Annotated in this window: 13 protein-coding genes, 1 pseudogene and 1 other annotated feature; of the genes and pseudogenes, 1 reads left to right on the top strand and 13 read right to left on the bottom strand. The window is 37.2% G+C overall.

Features of this window, described 5'->3' with window-relative positions; translation table 11 throughout:
• From FTU65_RS16455 to FTU65_RS09480, 3 genes and pseudogenes are all read right to left on the bottom strand, one after another.
• Positions 1 to 65 (bottom strand): annotated as a pseudogene (locus FTU65_RS16455) (helix-turn-helix domain-containing protein); the annotation flags it as partial.
• A 17-nt stretch (positions 66 to 82) separates the two neighbouring features.
• Complete coding sequence (locus FTU65_RS09485; RefSeq protein WP_180066732.1) at positions 83 to 715, bottom strand: metallophosphoesterase; 633 nt, start codon at positions 713 to 715, stop codon at positions 83 to 85.
• Positions 716 to 748: 33 nt separating this feature from the next.
• Complete coding sequence (locus tag FTU65_RS09480; RefSeq protein ID WP_180066730.1) at positions 749 to 1732, bottom strand: hypothetical protein; 984 nt, start codon at positions 1730 to 1732, stop codon at positions 749 to 751.
• A gap of 102 nt (positions 1733 to 1834) precedes the next feature.
• Here FTU65_RS09480 and FTU65_RS09475 point away from each other — a divergent pair, with 102 nt between their 5' ends.
• A complete protein-coding gene (locus FTU65_RS09475) occupies positions 1835 to 2707 on the top strand; it encodes a competence protein CoiA family protein (protein WP_180066728.1) in 873 nt (290 codons plus the stop codon).
• A 122-nt stretch (positions 2708 to 2829) separates the two neighbouring features.
• Here the strand turns inward: FTU65_RS09475 and FTU65_RS09470 are convergent, their stop codons facing one another.
• From FTU65_RS09470 to FTU65_RS09425, 10 genes are all read right to left on the bottom strand, one after another.
• Positions 2830 to 4104, bottom strand: a complete 1275-nt coding sequence (locus tag FTU65_RS09470; RefSeq protein WP_180066727.1) for an McrC family protein — start codon at positions 4102 to 4104, stop codon at positions 2830 to 2832.
• A 187-nt stretch (positions 4105 to 4291) separates the two neighbouring features.
• Positions 4292 to 5511 (bottom strand): IS3 family transposase gene (locus FTU65_RS09465; protein WP_180066725.1). Its coding sequence is split into 2 segments (ribosomal slippage): positions 4292 to 5235 and positions 5235 to 5511, totalling 1221 coding nucleotides; the frame shifts between segments, so codons are not numbered across the junction.
• Positions 5120 to 5236, bottom strand: a sequence feature (AL1L pseudoknot). (Overlaps the previous gene by 117 nt.)
• A gap of 12 nt (positions 5512 to 5523) precedes the next feature.
• Positions 5524 to 7602, bottom strand: coding sequence for an McrB family protein (locus tag FTU65_RS16330; protein ID WP_257222991.1), 2079 nt, complete (start codon positions 7600 to 7602; stop codon positions 5524 to 5526).
• A gap of 288 nt (positions 7603 to 7890) precedes the next feature.
• Positions 7891 to 8664 (bottom strand): hypothetical protein, encoded by a 774-nt coding sequence (locus FTU65_RS09455; protein WP_180066723.1) that lies wholly within the window; start codon positions 8662 to 8664, stop codon positions 7891 to 7893.
• 11 nt (positions 8665 to 8675) lie between these two features.
• Positions 8676 to 10850, bottom strand: coding sequence for a hypothetical protein (locus FTU65_RS09450; protein WP_180066721.1), 2175 nt, complete (start codon positions 10848 to 10850; stop codon positions 8676 to 8678).
• A gap of 130 nt (positions 10851 to 10980) precedes the next feature.
• On the bottom strand, positions 10981 to 11715 hold the full coding sequence (locus tag FTU65_RS16175; protein WP_218952798.1) for a lecithin retinol acyltransferase family protein: 735 nt from the start codon (positions 11713 to 11715) through the stop codon (positions 10981 to 10983).
• 147 nt (positions 11716 to 11862) lie between these two features.
• The gene (locus FTU65_RS09440; protein ID WP_180063159.1) at positions 11863 to 12264 is read right to left on the bottom strand and encodes a surface-adhesin E family protein; all 402 of its coding nucleotides are present in this window, start codon (positions 12262 to 12264) and stop codon (positions 11863 to 11865) included.
• Complete coding sequence (locus FTU65_RS16325; RefSeq protein WP_228257156.1) at positions 12257 to 13348, bottom strand: hypothetical protein; 1092 nt, start codon at positions 13346 to 13348, stop codon at positions 12257 to 12259. Before FTU65_RS16325 ends, FTU65_RS09440 begins: the two co-directional genes overlap by 8 nt.
• Positions 13349 to 13421: 73 nt before the next feature.
• Positions 13422 to 16679, bottom strand: a complete 3258-nt coding sequence (locus FTU65_RS09430; protein WP_180066719.1) for a type I restriction endonuclease subunit R — start codon at positions 16677 to 16679, stop codon at positions 13422 to 13424.
• Entirely contained in the window at positions 16676 to 18061 is a 1386-nt protein-coding gene (locus FTU65_RS09425; RefSeq protein ID WP_373886730.1) for a restriction endonuclease subunit S, read from the bottom strand. The genes FTU65_RS09430 and FTU65_RS09425 overlap by 4 nt, the downstream gene beginning before the upstream one ends.
• Between the last annotated feature and the right edge of the window lie 11 nt (positions 18062 to 18072).

Below are 18072 nucleotides of genomic sequence, written 5' to 3'. Positions count from 1 at the left end.
TTGGCCAGAAAAATGAGTCGTTCTCGCTGTTCTAAACTAAGTGGTACAGAAACAATCCGAGGCATGTGTGAACATCTGTTAACTAAAAAAACCTTTTCGCATGATTAGTTATTTTTGTCAACTTATGACCTAGATATATTTCATCAATATTTTCGACGACATCATAGTGAGCGGAATACTGACGAATACGTCCTCTCCCCCACAGCGCATTCACATAAGCCGACGTTACCCCTGAAATTTTATAATCACCTTGACTAACATCTTGCTTAAAGGCATTCCAATCATGTATATCAATGTCTGCGTGTACAACACCAATTTTTTTATGTTCCAATTGAATTTCGATGACTAAAGGTAATTGCTTAAAACGCTCGATAATTTCTAACCGCTGTATTTGAGATAACTGATAAAACCATTCCCCTCCATTACGTGCATGAATATCTTTTATTTTAAGATCATGAGCTGACTTGATACACATTTCTTCATGATTACCACGCACGGTATAAAACCAAGGTTCATCCAACAAGGAGATACAGGCTAAATTTTCTTCGCCTCGATCAACAAGATCACCCGTACAAATAAGCACATCATTTTGAAAATCAAAATGAATGTTTTGGAGTTCTTGCATCAAAAGGCTGTAACAGCCGTGTAAATCACCAACCACATATATATGATTCGTTTGATTTGTATTAATTGTCAAAATAGAAGAATAGCTCATTGTCTTAAATGATCGCCCTTAATTTCAATATGATTACCGACTTAACTGCTTCCCAATCATTAGTACCCGATCAAAGCTATATACATGTGAAAAAGGACTTTCTACACAACGTCCAACTAATGGCAAATTATGATCAGGTTGACCAGCTCTAAGTACAACTTCTGCTGAACAAATCGGACATATCCCTCTAAACCGAGTTATACGTGTTAATTGATTACGCTCTCTATCACGATACATCTCAATATCAGCATGATCCTCATTAAGTGAAATAAACGTCATAGGTGCCTTAATGACACGATGCTCTGGTAAATTCCATAACGGAGTGAACCAATATTTGAATGATAGGTAAGAGAATCCAATGAGACAGGCTATAAAAAACATATCAAGAGTCGTGAAGTTTTGTCCTTCACGTACTAAAACTAATGAAAATACAAAAACATATAAAGCCCATGAAATAAAACCGCCAAAAAGAACGATCAGCATAAATAGCCCTCTTATACTTCTATTTTTTATTTCACCATTTTTAAAAATATACCGGTAAAACCAGGACAATTTAATTTCTGAAGGATCAACCCGCTCATAAGAAATTTCATTCTCTTCAAGCTTTTGATCCTCTTCATTTTGAGTCTGAGCATATTCTATAATATCTAACCAATAACGGCGCTCATTTCCTTTTCCTCCAATTGTATCGTTGGTTTTTACCACAGGAATATAACCAATCTCTTCAAATTTTTTAGTATGTTTTGTGATGACCCGATCAAGGTATGCACTTAATTTTTTGTCACTCATCCACTTCCCTAGATCTTTTGAATCCACCGATGCAAAAGATTGCTGACCATCAAGAATGAGTTTTAGTTGATACCTGGTATACGTTATTGGTTCTTCATTTTGAGTATTTAAAGCATCAATCGATGCGCTACAGATTACTTTTAAGCAATCGTATGCCCTGTTATCTGCTAAGTCCTTCTTTAAAATTTCATCTAATACAATAAAAACTTTTAATTTTAATTCAGACACTTAAACCCCCATTTTACCCGTATTTCCCCTTTATACGGTGTTAGGACAATTAGATCACAAGCATAGTGAATGAGTAAATCAACTTCCTAAAGGATTTTCATCATGACGATGTATATTGCATTAAACGAAAATAATAAATTGGTTAATATTGAGCAGGTTGAACGTGGACTCGCATGCCAATGTACTTGCTTTGAATGTGGTGAACCTGTGATTGCTCGTAAAGGGGAAATTAAAGAACATCATTTTGCACATGCAAGTAATAAAGAAAGCTGTACGATTAACCCAGAATCTGTACTCCATAAATATGCCAAAGAAGTTATTCTTGAATCTATGGGACTAATGCTTCCTGCCCTACCTGATTCAGATAGTGAAGCTGCATGGTGGACCTTCGAAAAGTTATTACCTGAATTTTCTCTCGGTTTAATCCGTCCTGACCTAATTGGTTATTTTGATGGCGAACCTATTTTAATTGAGATCGCAGTCACTCATTTTATTGATGCTGAAAAACTAAAACGCATTGAGGTATTTAAATCAAAATGTATTGAAGTCGATTTATCACCACTTCTTAACAGTAATATTGCAATTCCAAGTACAGAAGCCAAGCAGCAAATCCTCGAAAATCTGGACAATAGAAGATGGATTTACCCATTTCCTCAAGAACAATCCACTGGGCAACAAATAGCTTCTACTTCCTTCAAAGTCACCACCACACTACCAGTAACGTCTAAACTACAGAACTCCAGTCCGAATTGGCAGGACTATAAATTTAAAGTGAAAGGCATGCATCTTAATGTTCGCCATTTTGCGAGTGGTATGGTTTCAGTGAATAGTGCCTACAACCCTGAAATCATTGCAATGCTCAAAGAATGGAAACGTGAAGGAGTTGGCTCCTATAATCCTACCTATAAATCATGGAACTACTGGCTACCATTTTCGGAACAGGTTTTACAAAGACTAAAAGAACTTAATGAGTAAAGCCACATTACTCATAAATACTAGCCTATTTATGCCAAACGATAAGTACGTAAATTGGGACCGATCTAGCTAAAAAGTAGATTTTAGTCCCAAATATGGGACTAACCTGACATGATAAAAGACTAAACAATTTTAAAATTTTGTGGCTCATCTACATTAAAAGGAACGACACGTAGTTTTGCCTTTAATCCCCTAAACTCAAAGTCATCTAAGGGCTGCATAAACTTATCCTTCCAATATGGATAGACAAGCACAACATCACTGTCATGTTTAAGGTAATAATGGCTATAGGCAAACATTTGCTGAATATCACTATCCTTTAAACCATAACGCCCAGCTCGATCACTTTGATCTATTAGCTTCCATTTAGTATCCATCACAATTGGCTTGGCATCTGGACATTCAATAAAAATATCAGGCTTAAGCTTAAAAATATTGCGCTGTTGATGCTGACAAATATGCTCCGTCGCATGCTGTGTCTTCACCGTATATTCTGGTAAGTTACGGCGTAGATGATAAGCAACAAAGTGCTCAAATAGCTTCTCCATCGGGAAGAGTAAACTCATGCCACGCCATTCCCCTTGAGTAGATACAGGCATGTAATCACCTAAGATCAGTTCCGTCCAAGGTTTAATCTCGCTATATAGCGCAAGTAATCTTCCTGACTGCCATTGTCTAAAATCTTGCTGAATATTTAGGCTTCGTGGGATTTCACTGGTCATCAACCGCAATTCTTGCGCCAATTTCCAATTATTTGCGTCTTTGGTCTTTTTACACACCACTTCTAAGGCTGTACGAATCAATCTGTTTTCAGGTCGATTCACCTCATACACATCATGCTCAATCGGAAAGATATGTTTCTTCGTCGCTGGCTGACGCATATATTTCACATGCTGTAATTGCCCACGTAAAAACTTTTGTTCCTCTTCTACTCGGTTATAGTCGAAGCGTAAACCACGCTGAACCAAATGCTCGAAGCATTTTAAAAACTGCGTAATAATCCATTCATGTAATGGTTGCTTAAACCTGTTTAAGTTGGCACTGCCTACTTCTCGATAAGGTAAATGCAATGAAACACTGAGCATTTTTTGCAGGAGTTTACGCTCTTGGTAAATAACCTCCTGATCACTTTCGCCGTTGAGCTCTACATGCTTCGGTAATATCTCTATACGCGTACCGCATGGGGTTTCTATCACCCCAACATATTGATCTAGCTTTAGCTTTCTACGTCCAGTCAATTCAAATACTTTTGCGCCGTGCTTAGAAAATGAAGCAGCTAATCCACATAAATGCTCGAATGCAGAGTCGGTGATATAAGCATGATCAAGACTAGACTTAGGGCAATCTTCATACGCAATGCTAATGAAGGCATATTCTCGGACGGTAAAATCAGGCATTACCTTCCCCAATTAATGCTTGATAATCTTGCTAAAACTAGCGATTGAATCAAATGAGGTATCTACCAATTGCCATGTTTTTTGTTCTTCAAAGAACCCATCTGACTCATTCTCTACATTTGGAAATAAAGCAGAGCGCTCAATAGGTTTGAACCGTACCGGGTTTGTCGGAGACTTTTTATTTAAGTTAGGCCACCTGACCTAACGGGTTAATCTTATCATAGTACATTGCTTCAAACTCAAAAGGCGATACATAACCCAGTGCACTGTGTACACGCTTTTTGTTGAACCAATCTACCCAGTTTAGTGTCGCAAGCTGTACATCTGCTAAACCTTGCCAATCTGATTTTAAATATTCAATCACCTCTATTTTGTATAAGCCATTCACTGTTTCAGCCAAAGCATTATCGTATGAATCACCAGTCGTACCGACTGATGCTCTTAAATTTGCTGCTTCTAAACGATTGGTATAGCGAATAGAAAGATATTGCACACCTCTGTCGGAATGATGAATCACATTCTTTGGCATGCCTCGATCGTGCAATGCTTGCTCCAATGCATCGAGCACCATATCTGTATTCATCCGTGTAGATACTTTCCATCCAACAATTGCTCGTGAGAACACATCAATAACAAATGCGGTATATACCCAGCCTGAATGAGTTTGAATATAGGTAAAGTCACCCACCCATAGTTGGTTTGGATGATCAGCATTAAAATTACGTTTCACTAAATCATCTGCCCGTTTTTGGTCATCTCGGTTACGGGTGGTTTGTTTATTCTTACCACGCCAAACACCTTGTATACCTAGCTTTTGCATCAATCGAGCAACTGTACAACGTGCAATAACATAACCCTCACGTTTTAATTTTTGCCAGACTTTACGTACACCATATCGACCTGAACTTTCCTTCCAAATTCGTTTAATTTGTTCAGCATGATGCTCATCATGTAGATCTCGTTTCGCTCGATGTTCTGGATTGTCAGCGAGATCTAAAGTTCGGTAATAGGTTGAAGCTGCGATCGGTAAAATCCTACAAATCGCATCAACACCATATCGATCTTTATTGTTATGGATAAAATCCACCATTATTTGTATGGGCGGTCGAGCTCCGCCTGGGCGAAAAAAGTGGCTGCTTTACGTAGAATTTCATTGGCACGCTTTAATTCTTTAATTTCACGTTCCATTTGCTTCATTTTTTCTTGATCAGATATCTGTTGTACTTTAATAGGATTTTGCTGATCTAAATGCTTTTGATGCCAGGCACGAAGTGTTTCAGGAGTACAACCAATCTTAGGCGCAATTGCTGTGATTGCAGCCCAAGTAGAAGGATAATCTTTTTCAGATTCAATCAATAATTGAACCGCTCTTTCTCTGATTTCAGGGGTATATTTTAATTTTGTCATCGGGATAGTCTCTCAGAATATTGACTCTCCGACAAACCCGGTACGGTTCAGTTTAGCTTTTAACATACCGTTGGCATTTAACACCATGTTAATCTTCGACCAATCATCAAAGAAATATTCTTGAAGCTGTGGAATAATTTTTTGTTTAAAGATTGCTGCTAAATGCTCACGAGTACAATCTTTCTTTAAGCTTATAAAGTTAGCATGACCAATACAATGATCACGATCTAACAGTACTTCAATACGTTGATTGATGACCCTTAATAGCTCACCAATATTTAGCTCTTCCACCTCAATGTCATTCAATAGCTCTGGTTTTGGTGGCATTTCAATAAAGGTAAAGCGACGGCGCAACGCTATGTCTAAGCCAGTTAAAGAGCGGTCTGATGAGTTCATGGTGCCAATAATGTAAACATTACTTGGGACAGAAAATTCTTTTTTGGAATAAGGCAAGATTACTGATAACTCTTCTTCAGCACCTTGCCGTTTTGAATCTTCAATGAGCGTAATCAATTCTCCAAAAATACGAGAGATATTGCCTCGGTTAATTTCATCAATGATCAGTACATAAGGTTTTACTTTTTCATTAGTATCTGAATATTGAACCTCTGAACGTAGAGAATTTGCGATTGCCCACTCATAGCTCTTTTGATCCACAATAATGCCACTTTGTGTCTTCAAATAGTTTCGAATATGCCTAATAGATAAAGTGATATTACTTCCTGTAGATGTAAGAGCGAATAACGTACCTGCTGAATTACTTGATACTTTAATTTCCGCACCACGTTTAGTATAGAAAATCATTTCCTCTGTTTTAGCCTGTGAAATGAGTTTATCAATTGCATTATTGATACTCGCTTCAATCGGTACTGATACATTATTTTGCTTAGTATCAATTTCTATTTGAGCATCTTCACAAATCTCTTTAAATACACCTGCTTTTACATCATATTTCAACTGCCTAGCATCATCCGTTTCAGCTCTAATTCCTTCTACAAAGTCTTCATAACTAAAACTCTGGTGAAAAGTAACAAACTTAATCTGCCCTTGTTCTTTGAACTGATCAAAACGTAATTTTAGCGCCGAGCGATCTTCCTGCTCTAAAACCTCGAGAGGCTTATTTTCAATAATTGATAAGGCATGGTTAATACTGTGAAAGGTTTTACCTGTCCCTGCGGCACCAAATAAAATACGGTTTAATATTGTCGTTTGAGAGTAGGTTGAGGGTTTTTTATTTTCGTTCATATTAATTTCTACATAATCATTCGGTAAATAGCCAACATAAGGATCTCGATCCTTTTCTATTCCAATAAAGTCACCTTTTTTGAGTTCTTCAAACAATTCACGAGTTAACAGTATTTCGTCTTGAGCAAAAAAAAAATCATCCTGATTTGACGTAAGTAAAAGCCCTTCTGGACTCAACTTCAAGTACGCTAAAATACGATTTGTACTGTTCTGTCCATGAAAATTATGATTACACCCGAATCTAATTTGATGTTTGATATCGTTATGTGTAATCCACCAATCAAGCGGAATTTCATGCATAAAACGAACAAGTTCTAAAAAGAGTGATTTATGCACCTCGTTTTGTATTATTTCTAAATAGCCATCGACAGTTTTAAAGTGATCTAGTATTTGCTCATCAGATAATTTATCTTCAACTCGTCCTGATTTTTTCTTATAAATTTCTTCTAATTCAATATAATTTTGTGGAACTTTATCAAAAATCCATTCTTTAACAAATGGACGGGCAATACGCATAATCGTATGCCAATAGGTATAAAGATAAATGAGGTATTCTTGAGCCTGTGGCTCCCATTTTACCTTTAATGTACGTCCATCCCCTAGATTTTCAGTCACTTCACCAATGACTTTTATCTTCATGCAACTGACATCACAACCAAAATTATTAAAGGGCAAATTATTCTTTTGGACATAAACAGTTTTAATAGCAACCTTATCACCAACTTTTACTTTTTTAACAGTATCTAAAAATTTATCGGTATATCCATTTTGCCAAATGCCTTGTTCTATGAAATTGGATGTTTGATCATCACCATCCCAATCTGCCCCTAACATCCAATAATTCATAGTCAAACTTACTCCCTTAAATTTTAATTTTTCAATGCTTAATATAAAATTTCACTTGTTTTCAAATTGCGCTAAGCATTTACTAAGCCATGCCATACATTTATTGTCCAAAATATGATGGTATTATTAAATAAAATCATCAAACTACTCATTTTTTCTCTGTAATAATTTAGCTAAAAAACATCTATTTAAATGATAGCATCATATTAAAACAAAACGCCTAATGGTTAACATCAGACGTTGTTCTACAATAATTTTAGTACTCTGATTATTAATACGGATTTATCTTTAAGACTTCTGCTCAATTTTCAAAGATTCACCACCACCAATTTTCGTTGTTGCATTATAAGGAAGCTGAGCATTAACCTGCATTACTTGCTCGATATGTTCGATACGCTTTGAAATAACTGTATCAATGTGATGCTGCATTTTTTCTTTACTTGCAACCACTGATGCAACCACAATTTGACAACGTGTATTTAAGTTCTTTAACTGCTCAGTCTTAAAATCAAAATGCTTTGCCATTTCACGATCAATCCCACTCATATAAAGTTTTCGAGCGTCAGAGTCTTCTGGAAATTGATTAGCAAGTTCTAACATCTGTGGAACTTTGCTAAACATAAAATCATCATTATCCATATCCTTACTCAAATCAGCATACATTGATTCAACTTTCTGAATCTGCTCTTGGCTACCATTTTCGAGTAGCACCAATCGTTCTTCGGCTAGATGATTCACCTCTTTCAGCATTTGCATCATTGAACCTTGCATTGCCTGAAAGCCTTTACAGCGTGCTTCTATCATCACTGCTTCAAGACGGGCATTGACTTCCATCAATTCCAACTGAGCATTTTTCACTAAATCAACACGTTCATTTTCCAGTTTAGCGACCTCAACTTTATCTGGATCATAGTTAGTTACAGTAGAACTTGTAGATGTTGAATATGAACCACCATAGTCACGATCACGCCCCCCTCCATTGGAAGAGCCCCCACCAACAAAATCTTTCACTGTATCCCAAGCACCACTTACGAAATCTGTAACAGAATCTAACCAACCCATTTACATCCCCCTTATTTCATCAACGCTTTGCGCATTTTAAATATCAATGTATTTACGTCTTTTTCTCGCTGTGCCAATGCTTCGCTATAGCTTTGTGCATCCTGCAAGCATGCTGCTAAGTTTTGCTGTTGGACTTTACGCAGTTCTTCACTCATGATTTGAACAACATCATCACGCTCTATTAACTGTTCTTTAGCTAAAAAATCTGTAATTTCATTGACCAAGCCTTGCTGCCAAGTTTCACTGAAACGTATCAGCCATATCTTTTGCGCCGTGGTTTGAGTATTAAAGATGACTTTTTCCAACTGCTGCATGAATTGATGCACAAGTTTGGTTACCGCTTGTTCTTTTTCTAACTTCTCTTGGCGATGGCCATTCGGTTGGAACGCGTACGTTGTATGAATACCTAAACGCTTATGTAAGTAGAACTGATCTAATTCATTTTGATACTGTTCAATACATGGCAACACGTCAAGTACAGTTTGTTCATCAATGGTCTTATTTAGGCCAGCATCTAACAAAGGCTGGATCTGTTTCAGTAGCGTTAAGCGCTCATTGCGCCATTCACTGAACCATTTGGCAATCTCTTCTGTTTCAATGCTGCTCTCTAACCCTATTTGGTTAAGATCCCGTTGATACTTATCTACAAGAATAAAATAATCTTCTGCTGATTTTCGTAGAATACCCACAACTGTTTTTACAAAATCAAGTGATTCATCTAACCACTCCATCTCTTTTAGTGTTTTGGTACACAGTGTTGCACTATGCTCAGCGAGTAATTCAAAGCTTGGCCGGGCTTGTTGTTCAATCTGAGCAAGTCCAAGCAATGTATTGGTTTGCTCTAAATGAGAAGTTATTTGTTGAGCTTCTGACAACAAATTGATTAAATTTGAACGCAATGGTGTTAAACCTAGGTCAAGTCGTTTTTTCAAATGTTGTAGTTGTGCTTCAAGCAACTGATTTTCTTCAGCTATTATATTAATACTAACAGGTAGCTTTTTATCTAGCTCCTGCTTTAACTCAAGGGCAGTTTTAACCAAGTCTAGATGATCACTTTCCCATTCATCAATACGGTTTAATAGATTACTAACCCACTGTTGGCTTGCTTGGCTATACTGCCAAACAGAGTTTTGAATAGCACTTAAATCATAAGTGTTTAAATCTAATCTATAGTCATAATCTGAGGTAAATACATTAATTGGTGCTGGTTCTGGTAATTCAGAAAATTTTGACTCTAGCACGACTAACTGCTTTTGTAATTGTATTCGCTTGTAGTAAGCATCGAAAATCTTATTGTATTCATCACATTGCTGTTGAGCTTCATTTAAACGTTCTTGAAAATCATCTTCATCCTCATTATGAAACTTCTCCATAAAAGGTTCAAAATTTGGAATCCAATCTTGTTCTATAAAAAAGTCTAAAATAATATTTGCTTTCTCTAAATTTGTTAGCCGAGGATTATCTTTTGTCACATCGGGATTAGTAAAAAATTTTAAAGCTGGAAAGATCACCCAGTTTGAATGATTCTTCACTCCTGAAAATTCAAACTTTTCTGCATTTTTTTTAAAATTTATAATACCTTGTGTAGAATAGCTAAGACTAGCATTTGTATAAACTTCTATACTTACAAGTTGTTGGCCTGCAAATTTTATAGGAAAATTAAAATCGTTTTGACTTTTATAGCCTGTAACATTTTCCTGTTCTGAATTAAATTTAAAATAATTAGTAAGTACATCCCATTGTTTTCTACCAATCCCATTAGGTGCATATTCTTTTTTTTGCTTCTCCCAATCACCCCAAGACACATGAGGCATGTATTCAAAATTAGGGAACAAAAATCCATTCCTTTTATCAAAAACAATTTCACGTTTATTTTTAAACCCATACCAATCTTGCTGGCTAATTGCTTCCAATAAAATTTGCTCCGCACCTCCTTTCAAGTTTTCTAACTCAGGGGCTAATTGCGCTAGTTTTGATTGAGCTTGTTTAAATAAAGATTCTTGCTTTGCTTTTTCTAGCTGAAGTTGATTAACATGCTCGACTACTTCGGGTGCGCTTTTATCGAAAAGTTGGAACTGTAATTCCTTCAATTGTGCTAACAATATTGCTTTTTGCTTTTCTAATTCATCTCTTTGAGCATAATTAATTTTAGAAACCGTATTCACATTACCCTCTGTATCTTTCATTCAAGTTTTATTAAAACTTTCACATTTATTATTTACACAATGACCTAAGAGATATAATTCCTTATATCTCCACATAAAATTGAGTCAAAAATTTCCAATAATTAAAATATAAATCTTATGGCTAAAGTCATTACCAATTACGTCGATCCCAATGCAACCATTGTTTAGCATCTAAGGTGATATCACTTTGTAGCTTAAGCATAGTCAATATGGTGAGTCGATTCTCAGAATCACCAGTTAAACAACTTGCACAAAATTGGTGGCAATTATCAAAAAATACGTTGTAATCACGTGTAGAACCTATAAATTTTTTTGCACGCTCAGCAACAACTTCACTACCTACAGGATCACCATTATTACAGGAGACATAAATAGCATTTGCAGGTGTACCACTAATGAATTCTTGAGGAGTTACACTTTCAATATTTCCATACTTGTTTAAATGTACAATTTTATTATTACCTATATAAACACCAGAATGCTCTGTGTTCAAAAACAAATTACAATACACAATTGATCCTGGTATTGGATTTACTCTCATACTCAAATTATTTAATTCATTCGCCACATAATGAGCTGCTATATATTTAGAAACAACAGTTGGTGCAATACTTCCAGCTAATGCACCTGTAAGAATATATTTTGCTGAATTTAAAAGAATCGCTGGATCATCACCTGCTTTTTCTACAATGACAGTTGCCTTCTCAATAGTCTCAATAGTTTTCATTTCCGCATCAAAGGCTTTTTCTTTAGCAACCATCACAGCATATTCAACAACACTGTTATATTTAATAGCATCTGTTGCACTTTTGGCTGTGTCTGTTACGGTATCAATCGCATTACTGAAAAAATCTTTAATTCCCATAAGGCCCCCTAATTCAATACTCTCTTCTAAATTGTTTTATTTTGTTTATGCACCAACACATCATAAATAATATGAGAGAACTACTTCATCTTAGCAGGGTCGCCCATAAACGTGATCACTTGCCTTTAACTACCAACTCACCATACATCAATGATCACATATTGCCTTAGCAAAACTTGAACCAACTGTATCGGGAATAATAGGTGTCATTTTCACATACGAATCTGTATAGCTATCAATAACTCTATTCCCTTTGTATTTAACTTCGGTTTTAAATCCTAAGAGATCTGCACTACAATTTACATGGTACAAATTTTTAGTATAATCACCCAGTCCCAGCCCATCTTTTGAAATATCATTAATAACGATTTTTTTTACCCAAAATTGAGTTACATTACTCGATATAGTTGAATAACCAGTTGGTACTTTTCGGATGCTTTGCCGATCCAGCTCATATCTAAATTCATCCGTTTCACCTAAATATTCCCATTCAGATGCTTGAACAGATGAAATACCGCATACTATTATTGCCAAAAATAACTTATTCATAACCAACCTCTAATTCATTATTCTCTTCTGCCCCAGTATCACCACCATTTGCTACCGATTCAGGCTCTAGCTGTTCAGGTGCATTATTGGTAATTTTATTAAAATTCTGACTCATCTCAACACCTAAACGAGAATCATAAGAATTATTATGAGAATATGAGGCTGAGTTTTCTGTAGATATACCACTATTAGTGTCAGATTTATGTCTTCTTGCTTGTACCTTTTTATTTAGCAGGCTTATCAATTGAATTTCAATTGTTTTTTGATGATCAGATGCCAAATGACTTGTATTCGTAGGTATATAATAATACTTTTGATTTCGAGCTAAAACCCTATCATCTCTCAAATACTCATCGCGATTGAAACCCATCTGATTAGCAACAGCATTATCCATGAGTCTTGCAGCATTATCTAGATAAAGACAATAGAGGTTATCAATTTCTGTATTTACATAACAATCACGAACACTTCTAGCCACTCCCGAAATTCCCGAATCTGACAGTATCTCTAAAAATTCATCTACAGCATCATTCATGTAGCTATAATTATCTGTAATCGTAGTATTAGCTAAATAAGGATCAGTTATTTCATCATTAGATGTATCAGTGTAAAGATAATGTGTTGAGGTATCATCTGCAGATTCTTCATAAGGAGCTGTTTCATAATCAGCACTAGGCTCTTCAGTTTTTTTAGTTACTATAGAGCCAACAAATAATATTGTTGCTAATACCCCAATACCTAAAATTGAAAAAATCCAAACACCCTTTGAACTTTCCTTTTCTGGTTTAGGCGTTACATCTAATGGTGAGCTTTCGTTACTATATGCAGATAAAGGTTGTGATTGAGGGTTTTGAGCTATTTTTTCTTTAAATTTATCAAAAGCGACAAAAAAGCTTCCAAATACTAAAAATGCCACCCCTAAAGTTAGAGGTACGATTACTGAGCCTAAAATAAATACACCCACTACACCCAAAAAGCTATGAGGTTCGATAATAGAATAAGCAACATAATAAGGCAGCAATAACAATGACACGTAAATCACTATATATGCCGCTAGATATAAAAACCCCAAGAAATATGCCATAACGCCCCTACATCATTTCAGATTTAATAAGTTTATAAAAATGACCTTTTATTAAAATTTAACTTTGAACTTACTACTGACGGTCCCTATTCACCAACACATCATAAATAATATGTGCAAACTGCCTCATTTTAGCAGGGTCGCTCATCAACTGTGTCATTTGCTCCATGTGCGCTGCATTACTATCTAGTACTGCATCATCAAGCGCCGTGTCAAACTCACCGAGCATCGCTTGCTCACGTGGGTTGTTGTGAATCTGCGTCATCATACGTGTGTTCTCAGCCATCTTATCGGCAACGGTATAGGCATAATTAATCATATCCTGATCCGTTAAGTTATCTGTCACAAATAGATCATTTACACGGCGTAAAATCTGAGACAAGAAATCCTCTTTCTTATCCTTCGCTTTCGCAGTACCCACATCATTAGCAGGTTCTAACTTATGCTCAGTACTATCCGCTTGTAGCTGAATATCTTGCTGACGTAGCTTAGACAAGCGGTAATGTGTCATTTCCACATTACTCAGGTCAATCACATCCTCATCTGCTATTTGCTCACGCAGCATTGGACGTAAGGCACGTGCGTAAAGGCTCAGCTTCTCAAGGTCTTTATCGTCATAGTCCACGATTTGCGACATAAATTCATAGAAACGGCTAAAGCTACCCAAGTCCTTTTTAAAGATTTCTAAGCCATCACGTGCTTTCTTTGCATCCGCAAATTCATTTTCTGCATTGGCAATGAGTACAGGTTCATTGGTGCGCTTGGTAATTTCTAAACGATTCTTGGTGACATCATAATCATTCACCGCTTGTTTATAGCGTAGCTCCCAGCGTTGTAAGGCAGGCTTACAGATATTTGCCACTGCTGCAGGTGATTTATTTTTGGCATAGAAGGCATCGGCAAATTGCTCTACCTCTGTCCATAAGAAAATCCCTGCTGATTTTAGCTTTTCAAACAGGTCATAGACTTGGTCAGGGTTAGACACATCTGCCAATTCTGCGGTTTGGTAGTACGGTTGAAAGGCATCTAAAATGTCTTGTGGCTCATTAAAGAAGTCCAACACAAATGTGCCCGTTTGCGCTTTGGTTGGGTAAGTACGGTTTAAGCGAGAAAGTGTTTGTACGCATTCCACCCCACCCAGTTTTTTATCCACGTACATGGCACAGAGTTTCGGTTGGTCAAAGCCTGTTTGGAACTTATTCGCCACAATCATCACCTGAAAGTCATCGCTATCGAATGCTTTACGCATCTCCCGACCTTTCAAATTTGGGTTCATATTACTTTCAGTAAACTTCTGACCCAATAGATGGCTACTGTCTGAATCATTCTCATTGAATTCCACTTCACCCGAAAAAGCTACCATCGCTTGAATGTTTGGGTATTTCTGTTCCGTGATGTATTTATCAAAGGCTTGTTTATAGCGCACGGCTTCTTTACGTGAGCTTGTGACCACCATGGCTTTGGCTTGGTTATTGAGTAAGCCCATCACATTCTTTTTAAAATGTTCAATGATGACTGCGACTTTTTGCGAGATGTTGTAATCATGCAAACGTACCCATTGATTCAGCTTAATCTTGGCTTTTTTAGCATCTACCGTATCGTCTTTTTCTTCAATCTTCTGCTTAAGCTGATAGATGACTTTATAGTTGGTGTAGTTTTTCAGTACATCCAAAATAAAGCCTTCTTCAATCGCTTGGCGCATGGAATAGACATGATACGCCTGAGGTAAATTGGTTTTTGATGGTGGCATCGTTGGATCAGGCAGACGACCAAAGAGCTGTAAGGTTTTATCCTTTGGCGTTGCGGTAAAGGCATAGAAACTTAAATTATCACTGCCTTTACGTGATGCCATCACCGCATCAAGCATATCTTCTGAGGATAGGCTGTCATCTTCCGCACGTTCTTCCACCATCAAGGTTTCTTTAAGCTGACGTGCAGTAGAACCGCTTTGTGATGAATGGGCTTCATCGGCAATCACGGCGTATTTACGTTCTTTCAGGCTGGTGCTGTTTTCAATCGCACGTAGGACGAATGGGAACGTTTGAATGGTGACAATAATAATCGGCTGTGCCATTTCTAAGGCTTTGGCGAGTTTTTCTGATTTTGAACCATCGCCTTCTTTGTTATTAATACGACCTACCACGCCATCGGCATGTTCAAACTGGTAAATGGTGTCTTGTAGCTGTGCATCTAAGATGGTGCGGTCTGTCACCACAATCACCGAATCAAACAGTTTTTTATTGTTGGCATCGTAAAGGCTAGAAAGCTGATGCGCCGTCCATGCAATGGAGTTGGATTTACCCGAACCTGCACTGTGCTGAATCAGATATTTTTGTCCTGTGCCTTCCTTTAAGGAATCCTCAACCAATTGGGTCACAACTTTCCATTGGTGATAACGTGGGAAAATCAGGCTTTCTTTTTTGTATTTTTTGCCTTCCCAATCTTCTTTTTCTTCGATTTGCAGATGAATAAAGTTGCCGATGATATTGAGCAAACGATCAGGTGTTAAGACTTCATTCCATAAATAGCCTGTGGCATATTCATTTGGATTTTCAGGTACGTCATTACCTGCGCCTTGGTCTTTGGTGCCTTTGTTAAACGGTAAGAAATAGGTGCTATCGCCTTGTAAATGAGTGGTCATATAGACGTCAAACTGACTTACGGCAAAATGCACCAATGCACCACGTTTAAACATCAGCAAGGGTTCAGGCTTATTGGTTTCAGAATCTTTCGGTAAACGAGTTTTACGGTACTGTGCCATCGCATTTTGCACCGCTTGTTTAAACTCAGACTTAAGCTCCATGGTTGCCACAGGAAAGCCATTAATAAACAGCACAAGGTCAATGCGCCATTTTTTGGCTTGTTTGCCTGTGGCTTCAAGTTCGGCTTTGTTGGCGTATGGACTATAGACGAGTTCTGGCACAATACGGCAGATGTTTTGTTTATAGCGCTCGTTCAGTTCAGGGTTTAAGCCATGTTCGGGTTTAAACTGACAAAAAGAAAAACGACAACCACGGGTACGAATGCCATGACGCAACACGCCCAATGTGCCATAACTGCGTGATTGGGCATCAGTGGCGTTAATGTCGGCTTTTTTCAGTTGTGCTTCTACGGTGTCTAAAAAGTGGCGTTCGGTGTCATTGGGGAAAATACCTTTAAACTTTTGCCATTCCTTGTCTTGGGTGTTTTGTACAAAGTCCAATAGGTCTTGGGTATACAGGGCTTTTTCTCGGTTGTAGCCTGTACCTGAGCCAAGTTGCCAACCGTGCGACTGCATTTGGCGAATAATGTCTTGTTGGAACTCCGTTTCTAAAGTTGCATCCTTTCTCATGCGCCAAGCTCCGTATTCGCCTCATTATTGTTATGGTTTTGGTTTTGCCAATTTCGAACATCAATCTTGCCTGTGACCGCAGAGGAAATAAGGGCTTTACGGCGTTCTTGCATCAGTTGAATAGCGGATTCAGCTTTTCTCGTTAGCTCATCAATTTTTTGATTAGATTGCTTGATGCTTTCTAAAATATTTAGAGCCTCATCATATGGCGGTAGTAAGTAATAAAGCTCTTTGATTGTATCTTGCCCAATGTTTTGCATTGAGTGACTAGCACCTGTTGCACCTAGCTCAATTTGTTTTCTTACAGCACCAATCGATAAATACAAAGAAACCATTTCAGGCAATACATTTTTTGAGAACCTTAGTCGATACAACTTATCGCAAAGTATTAAATTTGGATAATCACCATTAACAACAGAAGCACTCCCTACCAATTCTTTTGTGTTAGCACGAGAAATTAATAAATCATCTTTTTGAATTAGATATTGTAAGCGTGGCTCTAACTCAGGTGGCAAGGCTTTATTTTCTGAACTTCTAAATGAGCCACCATTAACACACCCAACTTTTAAAACCCCATATTCATGTGATTCAGCAGGTCGAGAATCACATTGAGGACTCCAACCTTGTTCAAAAGTCGTGGTGATATGTTTTATCTTTATACATTTCCAATGCTCAGGCACTTGCCCTAACCATTCCACACCTGAATCTTTCATGTTTACATCAGGATTTAAACCTTTGGTCACGGCATGGCTAATCACCGCTTGACGTTTTTCTTTAAGCAGCTCAATCAGCTTTTCTTGTTTGGCAATCAGGCTGTCAATTTTTGCGGTTTCATGATCGAGGAAATTGGCTATTTTTACTTGTTCAGCATATTCAATACTTGGGATAGTAATATTTACTAACTCAGATGAATTAATAGCTGGATAACTCACACCTACTGAACGAGCGACAACTTCTTTAATAAAGCCTTTTGCACGCAAACAATATGATGCAAAACTTTTATACAAATATTGATTAGGTCGAATAACTGCAAACCCTGTTGAAACAATTAAATTTTCAGGAGGATTATCAATAGGTGCTATTGCTTCTAAATATGTACGCACTGTTGAAACAATCACATCACCATCTCTAACGATTCGCCTAGCTCGTGAGGGCGCATCTTTAAAAGTCATTGTTTCAATTTTAGAAATACCATCAACTGCTGACACGCTACCAATATCAATGTATTGAATTTCGGCGTCTTTCGCAGTTGTTTCAGGTAAAACCTCATCATTATAAGTGCATAAATATTTCAAAGGTTTTGAATCCCAATGACTAGGAATCTCACCCAACCACTCAATACCTGAATCTTTATATTCAGTATATTTTTCATACTTCGCCACTGTTTTTGACA

The sequence above is a fragment of the Acinetobacter sp. YH12129 genome, from assembly GCF_013418685.1.
In the GTDB taxonomy this organism is placed as follows: Bacteria; Pseudomonadota; Gammaproteobacteria; order Pseudomonadales; family Moraxellaceae; genus Acinetobacter; species Acinetobacter amyesii.
This window is presented reverse-complemented; position numbering and strand designations above follow the sequence as displayed.